Annotated in this window: 5 protein-coding genes; 1 reads left to right on the top strand and 4 read right to left on the bottom strand. The window is 38.1% G+C overall.

Going from position 1 to position 6,000, the window contains the following annotated elements; translation table 11 throughout:
• A partial coding sequence (locus ABFC98_02535) for a DEAD/DEAH box helicase (GenBank protein MEN6444906.1) occupies window positions 1-1,708 on the bottom strand: 1,708 nt, incomplete at its 3' end.
• A 199-nt stretch (window positions 1,709-1,907) separates the two neighbouring features.
• Between ABFC98_02535 and ABFC98_02530 the strand changes: the two genes are divergently transcribed.
• A complete protein-coding gene (locus tag ABFC98_02530) occupies window positions 1,908-2,588 on the top strand; it encodes a hypothetical protein (protein ID MEN6444905.1) in 681 nt (226 codons plus the stop codon).
• A 118-nt stretch (window positions 2,589-2,706) separates the two neighbouring features.
• Here the strand turns inward: ABFC98_02530 and ABFC98_02525 are convergent, their stop codons facing one another.
• Genes ABFC98_02525 through yhdJ form a run of 3 tightly spaced genes read right to left on the bottom strand, consistent with a single transcriptional unit; the run spans window position 2,707 to window position 4,965 of the window.
• Window positions 2,707-2,937, bottom strand: coding sequence for a hypothetical protein (locus tag ABFC98_02525; GenBank protein MEN6444904.1), 231 nt, complete (start codon window positions 2,935-2,937; stop codon window positions 2,707-2,709).
• Between the two features lie 59 nt (window positions 2,938-2,996).
• Window positions 2,997-4,112 carry a restriction endonuclease gene (locus ABFC98_02520; protein MEN6444903.1) on the bottom strand — a complete coding sequence of 372 codons (1,116 nt, stop codon included), beginning with the start codon at window positions 4,110-4,112 and terminating at the stop codon, window positions 2,997-2,999.
• Window positions 4,099-4,965: an adenine-specific DNA-methyltransferase gene (gene yhdJ / locus ABFC98_02515; GenBank protein ID MEN6444902.1), complete on the bottom strand. Its 867-nt coding sequence runs from the start codon at window positions 4,963-4,965 to the stop codon at window positions 4,099-4,101. Before yhdJ ends, ABFC98_02520 begins: the two co-directional genes overlap by 14 nt.
• Window positions 4,966-6,000: the final 1,035 nt, after the last annotated feature.

The raw sequence follows: 6,000 nt of genomic DNA, 5'->3' as shown, positions 1-6,000 counted from the left end.
AGGATGCATCCAGTGCAATCAGGCAGTGTTCTTTCATAATCTCAATCAAGCCAATCTCGATGCTTCGGGTAACCTTCATTTGATTCACAAAGCGCATCAAATCACGCTTGGTGAGGCCATTGTCGCTGCCGATATTCAGCCGGAAGGTAACGAAGCTGAAGCTCTTTTTATCGCCTTTGGTTTTTGTTTCCTCGCTTTGGTCAAGATCATGAAGGTCCTTGTAATAATCCAAAAAGCGATTAAATTCCATAGACACGAAACGCTGGATCAGCTCTTCACGGGTCATCCAGCTCAGCTTTTTATACACATTGGTGAGGAAGGATTCGATCTCCGCGGTGTTGATTTCAGTGCGTTCCATAGTATCGATAAAGTGATAGAGCTGCTTTTCACAGATTTCTCTTCCGCCCGGAACTTTTTGCCAGATAATGTCCCTTCCCAGGCGTTTTTCGATCGCCCTCAAGTCAGATAGTTCCTTGCTGTGAACGATGCTAAGACAAATACCGCTTTTCCCCGCTCTGCCAGTTCTGCCGGAACGGTGGATATACACATCCGGTTCGTTGGGTATGTGGTAATTGATGATGTGGGTAAGGTCATCCACATCCAGTCCGCGAGCTGCCACATCAGTAGCCACCAGCAGTTTAACATATTTTGAGCGGAAACGGCTCATCACCAGTTCCCGTTGACCTTGTGACAAATCACCGTGTAGAGCTTCTGCATTATACCCATCGTGTTGCAGTTTGTTAGCAATTTCTTGAGTTTCGATGCGGGTTCGGCAAAAGATGATCCCATATATCTTGGGGCTCATATCTACAATCCGCTTCAGTGCCAGGTATTTATCTTGGGCATGCACCTTGTAATAATAATGGCTGATGTTTTCGATACCCTTGTTTTGGTTGCCCACGCTTATGTGATGCGGATTGCGCATAAATGTGACAGCAAGCTGTTCCACTTCCTTGGGCATAGTGGCTGAAAAAAGCAGAATTTGTTTGGACTGGGGTGTGTGGCTCATAATCTCAAAGATTTCATCCTTAAAACCCATGTTCAGCATTTCATCGGCTTCGTCCAATACCAGGCGATTGACCATCTCCAGCTTCAGCACGCCTTGGCGGATCATATCATTTACCCTTCCGGGAGTGCCGGTTACAATGTGCACTCCTTTTTGCAAAGCTTCCTTTTGTTTATAGATGGGTGCTCCGCCATAAACGGAAGTAAGTCGGATGCGAGGCAGGTATTTAGCGTAGCTTGTAAGGTCTTTATTTATTTGCAAACAAAGTTCGCGAGTGGGGCATAAGATCAGGGTTTGCACGGTAAGCTGTTCTATATCTGTTTCGCTGAGAATGGGTAGTCCAAAGGCAGCGGTTTTGCCAGTACCGGTCTGCGCTAAACCGATTAAATCTTGATCGTTTTCCAGCAGCCAGGGGATGGTTTCCTCCTGAATGGGAGTGGGAGATATGAAACCAAGGTCCTGAATTGCTCTGAGAATTGGTTCCGGAAGGTTGATATCAGTGAATTTAGTCAATGTGAAGGGATTCCTTTTTGTTAATTTCAAGCCAAATTGGAGAGGAGGTCGTTTCTGTCCAGCATTTGTTTTCTCGGGCTTGGGTGGTAAAGGTAAAAAGTATCTGTTCTTATTATTCTTTCCTATTGGCTGCATATATTTTTTAACCAAAATCGGAGGGAAAACAGGAATGGACTTATTAATATTCAAATCTGACTGGAAGATTTGTTTAAAGATTTAGAATATTTCTTCAAATCAGCCAAAAGTCATTGCGATAATGTCCTTGGCCTCAATTGTTCAATGGTCTTCTCATAGTATATTAGTTTCATTTGCAAAATAATATTTGACAAGAGGGCAATAAGCAATGATATTATTAGTAGTAGCATAATAAAAAAGGAGACATAGGAAAATGGCAAGAATTCAATCTACAGGTAAATGTTGTTTTTGCTCCGGCACTTTTAATAAGTCAGCAATGACAAGGCATTTGAAATCCTGTAAGGAAAGAGAAGCAATATGGAAGACATCTTTGGAGAACAATGGAAAACATCGAACAAAGTTTTTTCACTTGTTGGTGGAGGGAACATACTTGCCTGAATACTGGATGCATCTTTTAGTAAAAGCAAATATAACTATGGATAAGTTAGATACTTTTCTCAGGGACATTTGGTTGGAATGTTGCGGACACCTCAGTGCCTTTACCATTGAGGATATGACATTCACCTTTACACCGTTTGGGGAGTATGAAGGAACAACTATGGGAGTTAAGTTGAATGAGGTTCTTTCTCCAGGAATGAAATTTTATTACGAATACGATTTTGGAACTACAACTTATCTTACTTTGAAGGTTATATCCGAAATTGAACCAAACACCAAAGGCAAATCTATTCGGATTATGGCAAGAAATGATCCTCCTGAGAGAAACTGTGTAGTATGTGGAAAACCTGCTACTCAAGTTTGTGTTCGTTGTATTAGGGGAGGTATGGGTTGGCTTTGTGATAAATGTGCTCCCAAACATAAGTGTGGAGAAGATATGTTGTTACCGGTAGTTAATTCTCCCCGGGTTGGAAGGTGTGGTTATACAGGCAATTAATAGTTAACAATCCCTAAATATCACAACAAATGGGTTATGGCTCAAAAGTTAGTATAAAATTGGAGGAAGCCAGATGAAGAAAAAGGTTGAGCTGTATCCCGCTCTTAGTTTGGATGGTTTAATCAAAACTAAAAAAACTTGGAGGGAAAACAGGAATGGACTTATTGGAATTCATTTCTTTTATTAGTCGTTCTACACTGGCAGAGATGTATTGAGACACAACGGTTCTAAAGGATCCTAAAGGTTTGAGTATTTTATTTGGGTCGTGCTTTTCAAGTATTAATGTACCGTTATAATATGAATTCAAAATCGATTGTGTAAATTCATCCATTGTTGTTAATCTTATCATACTATTCTTCCTTTATCTATGGCTTACTATGGAATATTTTACAATCTTTTGTAGCAGCACTAAGTTTCGTTCAAGTCAAACTCAAGTTTACTTTGGATTAGTATTTCATTAATCACTAATCCTCCCTTGCCTTCTTGGAGTAGATCATTCAATATCTCAAGAAGCATAGGGATGTTTATTACTTCTTCAATAGCTTGCATATAGCACTTTACTATTTCATTTATCGAATAGCGTTTCTGAGCTTGCACTTTTACTTTACTGATGATTTCGTCAACAGATAGTTCGGACTTAATGACAAAAGTAATAGGATATCTTTGCACTTTATCAATATCTAAGAAGTACTTATCCGAATCAATCATTTCTGTAACTTGGAAAAAGCGCCCTAATGGCCTCATGACAAAATCAATTCCACCATCATTTGCATTGGTTCTACCGGTTTTGAATAACATTAACTGCTCTTCATTAATATCTTCAACATCCCATCCCCAGTATATTTTTTGTCCCGCGTAGTGATTCTTGAGAATTGCATAACTAACTATCTCAAAAATACGAGCATCTACATCAGGTCTCAACAATCCGCTAACAAAACTAACCAGTTTTCCAGGGTCTTCTTTTTGAATTCGTATGATTTCTTCGCAGTACTCCATAAATTCTTTGAATTCTTTTTTTCTAACCTCAATATAAATATTAATAATCTCAATTACCGCTTCTGCTATGTTAATGTTTCCATTTGTTGTTTTAATGACCAGTAAATTCTCATTAATCCAGTATCTATTTGTTTTAATATCTCTAAGTATAGGTAGGAATTGTGATTCGGGAAAGTATTTCTTAAACTCCTCATTTAACCTATGATTTAGAGCATGGTTCTGTAGTCGACTTCCGAACGGTAGTGCTCGCTGTCGTTTAAATAGCGAATTAAACTGAGCTCCTTGGTATTGGTTATAAGATCCTGATTTATGGAACCCCTTTTTTATGTAATCCTCGACTAATACATATATTGCATACAGATTAGCAAAACTTCCTCTTGACTTCGAATTTTTATTTGCTGCTTTAGTTTTTATGTTTAGATATTGAATTAGCTCGCTAAGAGATATTACTTCCTCCGCTTTATTAGGGAAATTCCTATTTAAAACATCAATGATACTTGATGTGAAACTATATTCAATATAGACCATAAAAAATATCCATTACATCCTCTTGAGGAGGTTGCTTTCTGTTGTATTTTTTGGGAGGTGTAAATAGTTTCTCTCCGTTTAGTTCAGAAAACCCAAGTACTCTTCTTAAACCAATCTTTACATACTCGAGCTGTGATTCAATTCCTATAAAATGCCTATTTAATCTTTTCGCAACTGAACCAGTTGTAAAAGTTCCGGAAAATGGATCTAAAACCACATCTCCTTCGTTACTGCTGGCTCGGATAATTCTTTCTAATAATGCTTCCGGTTTCTGTGTTGGATGTTCTTCATATTCATCCATTCTATAACGAACTCGAGGAAAGTACCAAACATTCCCTGGGACTTTATAATTGTTGTATGGTTTGGGCTGGGGTTTACGGTAGTCGATCAGATTCCTCTTTAAGCCGGTCTTGGCTTCGACTAAAATATCTTGGGAATTGAAGACATAGTCGTTTGGTGTTTTAACACAATGTAGAATAGGTTCATATAAAGAACCAAAGTACTTTTTTGCTTGAACACCGGAGCTATCATAGTGCCATATAATTCTACTCAGAATCGTCATTCTTTGATTTATGTAAATATCAAAAAATGGCATAGCTTGAGTGCTTGTCATAATGTACATACTTCCCGATGGCTTCAATTTCCTAATACATTGATCTATCCATGTATAAGCCCATTCTACATAGTTTTCCAATGTATCCCATTTATCCAGAAAATTCCCGAATTTTTTACCTATATTATATGGAGGGTCTACAAAAATCAAGTCTATTGATGAGTCTTCAATTGAGTTGGTAAGCACTTCCAAGGCATCACCATGATATATAATATTACCATCTTTGGAAAATATATCCATTATTATCATTTCCTAAAGCATTAGCACTACTTTCTTATGTATTATTAGTTTTAATATTACCTTCGATAAGTTATTTAATAGAGTCGAAAGTAGAGTCCGAAAAGTTGGTATAAGTTCCAACTAATTGTTTCTCAGGTTATTTGAGGACATCCTATATTCCTTAGCTCTTACACTCTATATTATATCACTTATTAATGATTGCACTGTTTTCAACTTGTCAATCTAAGTCAAGTTTTTTTTGTTATAATTGGGTGGGTAAAGGTAAAAAGCATCCCCCCTTATTATCCTTTCCAATCAGCTGCATATATTTGTTAGCCAAAATTGGAGGGATGGCAGGAATGGTCTTATTGGCATTCAATTCTGATGGGAAGAATGGTTTAAGGATTATGATTATTTCTACCCATCAGCCAAAAGTCATTGCGATAATGGCCTTGCTCCTAATTGTTCAAAGGTCTTAACTTTGCACCCCAGCACTCAGAACTTTGCACCCCCGCACTCAGAACTTTGAACCCCCGCACTCAGAACTTTGCACCCCCGCACTTTGCACTCCCGCACTTTGAACTCCCGCACTTTGAACTTGTAAACATCTCCTCTTCCTCTCCTCTTTCTCCCGACCTATACTCCTCGTTGAGGAGGAGAAAAAGACAAGTGGATAAGGAGTTACCATAAAGGAAAAAAGTTCCGCTTTTGTCACCCCGTTCTTGAGATTTTTCACCCCCTATATTATAGAGGATAAAATTATCAGGAGTGAAAAAAATGAAAGTTAAATACCGTAACTCATTGAAAAGTTATCAAGGTAAGAACGATGGAAGGTTATGTTTCAAAAGTTGGTGTAGAGTTGGGAAAGCCAGATGAAGAAAAAGGTTGAGCTGTATCCCGCTCTTATTTTTGTTGGCTTATTCAAAAATAAAAAAAACTTGGAGGGAAAACAGGAATGGACTTATTAATATTCAAATCTGACTGGAAGATTTGTTTAAGGATTATGATTATTTCTACCTATCAGCCAGAAATCATTGCGATAATGTCCTTGGCCTC

This window comes from Candidatus Cloacimonas sp. (assembly GCA_039680785.1).
GTDB lineage: Bacteria > Cloacimonadota > Cloacimonadia > Cloacimonadales > Cloacimonadaceae > Cloacimonas.
Note: the sequence above shows the minus strand (reverse complement) of the source record. Positions and strands in the feature narration are given on the sequence as shown.